Origin of the sequence: Metapseudomonas resinovorans DSM 21078, from assembly GCF_000423545.1 — a bacterium.
Taxonomy (GTDB): domain Bacteria; phylum Pseudomonadota; class Gammaproteobacteria; order Pseudomonadales; family Pseudomonadaceae; genus Metapseudomonas; species Metapseudomonas resinovorans.
This window is the reverse complement of sequence record NZ_AUIE01000056.1, coordinates 1-2752: the sequence shown is the minus strand read 5'-3', so window position 1 is coordinate 2752 and position 2752 is coordinate 1. Positions and strand designations below refer to the sequence as shown.

General features: G+C 52.7%; 1 rRNA gene. It reads right to left on the bottom strand.

The window, feature by feature from the left end:
* Window positions 1-79: 79 nt before the first annotated feature.
* Window positions 80-2752: ribosomal RNA gene (locus G559_RS0123430) — 23S ribosomal RNA — on the bottom strand; the annotation flags it as partial.

The following is a 2752-nucleotide window of genomic DNA, read 5'->3' as shown; positions in this document are numbered from 1 at the left end:
TTTTTGCGGTTCAGGCCAATTTTCGGTCTGTCGACTTCAACCAGTCGCACCCACAATCACCAGATTGTTTGGGTGTTATATGGTCAAGCCTCACGGGCAATTAGTATTGGTTAGCTCAACGCCTCACAGCGCTTACACACCCAACCTATCAACGTCGTAGTCTTCGACGGCCCTTTAGGGGATTCAAGATCCCAGTGAGATCTCATCTTGAGGCGAGTTTCCCGCTTAGATGCTTTCAGCGGTTATCTCTTCCGAACATAGCTACCCGGCAATGCCACTGGCGTGACAACCGGAACACCAGAGGTTCGTCCACTCCGGTCCTCTCGTACTAGGAGCAGCCCCTCTCAAATCTCAAACGTCCACGGCAGATAGGGACCGAACTGTCTCACGACGTTCTAAACCCAGCTCGCGTACCACTTTAAATGGCGAACAGCCATACCCTTGGGACCGGCTTCAGCCCCAGGATGTGATGAGCCGACATCGAGGTGCCAAACACCGCCGTCGATATGAACTCTTGGGCGGTATCAGCCTGTTATCCCCGGAGTACCTTTTATCCGTTGAGCGATGGCCCTTCCATACAGAACCACCGGATCACTAAGACCTACTTTCGTACCTGCTCGACGTGTCTGTCTCGCAGTCAAGCGCGCTTTTGCCTTTATACTCTACGACCGATTTCCGACCGGTCTGAGCGCACCTTCGTACTCCTCCGTTACTCTTTAGGAGGAGACCGCCCCAGTCAAACTGCCCACCATACACTGTCCTCGATCCGGATGACGGACCAGAGTTAGAACCTCAAGCATGCCAGGGTGGTATTTCAAGGATGGCTCCACGAGAACTGGCGTCCTCGCTTCAAAGCCTCCCACCTATCCTACACAAGCAGGCTCAAAGTCCAGTGCAAAGCTACAGTAAAGGTTCACGGGGTCTTTCCGTCTAGCCGCGGATACACTGCATCTTCACAGCGATTTCAATTTCACTGAGTCTCGGGTGGAGACAGCGCCGCCATCGTTACGCCATTCGTGCAGGTCGGAACTTACCCGACAAGGAATTTCGCTACCTTAGGACCGTTATAGTTACGGCCGCCGTTTACCGGGGCTTCGATCAAGAGCTTCGCTTGCGCTAACCCCATCAATTAACCTTCCGGCACCGGGCAGGCGTCACACCCTATACGTCCACTTTCGTGTTTGCAGAGTGCTGTGTTTTTAATAAACAGTCGCAGCGGCCTGGTATCTTCGACCGGCATGGGCTTACGCAGTAAATGCTTCACCCTCACCGGCGCACCTTCTCCCGAAGTTACGGTGCCATTTTGCCTAGTTCCTTCACCCGAGTTCTCTCAAGCGCCTTGGTATTCTCTACCCAACCACCTGTGTCGGTTTGGGGTACGGTTCCTAGTTATCTGAAGCTTAGAGGCTTTTCCTGGAAGCATGGCATCAACCACTTCGTGTTCTAAAAGAACACTCGTCATCAGCTCTCGGCCTTGAACACCCGGATTTGCCTAAGTGTTCGGCCTACCACCTTAAACTTGGACAACCAACGCCAAGCTGGCCTAGCCTTCTCCGTCCCCCCATCGCAATAACTAGAAGTACGGGAATATTAACCCGTTTCCCATCGACTACGCATTTCTGCCTCGCCTTAGGGGCCGACTCACCCTGCGTCGATTAACGTTGCGCAGGAACCCTTGGTCTTTCGGCGTGGGTGTTTTTCACACCCATTGTCGTTACTCATGTCAGCATTCGCACTTCTGATACCTCCAGCAAGCTTCTCAACTCACCTTCACAGGCTTACAGAACGCTCCTCTACCGCTCGTCTTACGACGAACCCGTAGCTTCGGTGTCTAGTTTGAGCCCCGTTACATCTTCCGCGCAGGCCGACTCGACTAGTGAGCTATTACGCTTTCTTTAAAGGGTGGCTGCTTCTAAGCCAACCTCCTAGCTGTCTAAGCCTTCCCACATCGTTTCCCACTTAACTAGAACTTTGGGACCTTAGCTGACGGTCTGGGTTGTTTCCCTTTTCACGACGGACGTTAGCACCCGCCGTGTGTCTCCCACGCTGACACTTCCAGGTATTCGGAGTTTGCATCGGTTTGGTAAGTCGGGATGACCCCCTAGCCGAAACAGTGCTCTACCCCCTGGAGTGATACGTGAGGCGCTACCTAAATAGCTTTCGAGGAGAACCAGCTATCTCCGAGCTTGATTAGCCTTTCACTCCGATCCACAGGTCATCCGCTAACTTTTCAACGGTAGTCGGTTCGGTCCTCCAGTCAGTGTTACCTAACCTTCAACCTGCCCATGGATAGATCGCCCGGTTTCGGGTCTATACCCAGCGACTAAACGCCCTATTAAGACTCGCTTTCGCTACGCCTCCCCTATTCGGTTAAGCTCGCCACTGAATATAAGTCGCTGACCCATTATACAAAAGGTACGCAGTCACCTAACAAAGTAGGCTCCCACTGCTTGTACGCATACGGTTTCAGGTTCTATTTCACTCCCCTCTCCGGGGTTCTTTTCGCCTTTCCCTCACGGTACTGGTTCACTATCGGTCAGTCAGTAGTATTTAGCCTTGGAGGATGGTCCCCCCATATTCAGACAAAGTTTCACGTGCTCCGTCCTACTCGATTTCACTTCCTGGACCCTTTCGCGTACGGGGCTATCACCCACTATGGCCGCACTTTCCAGAGCGTTCCGCTAAAATCCAAGAAGCTTAAGGGCTAATCCCCGTTCGCTCGCCACTACTAAGGGAATCTCGGTTGATTTCT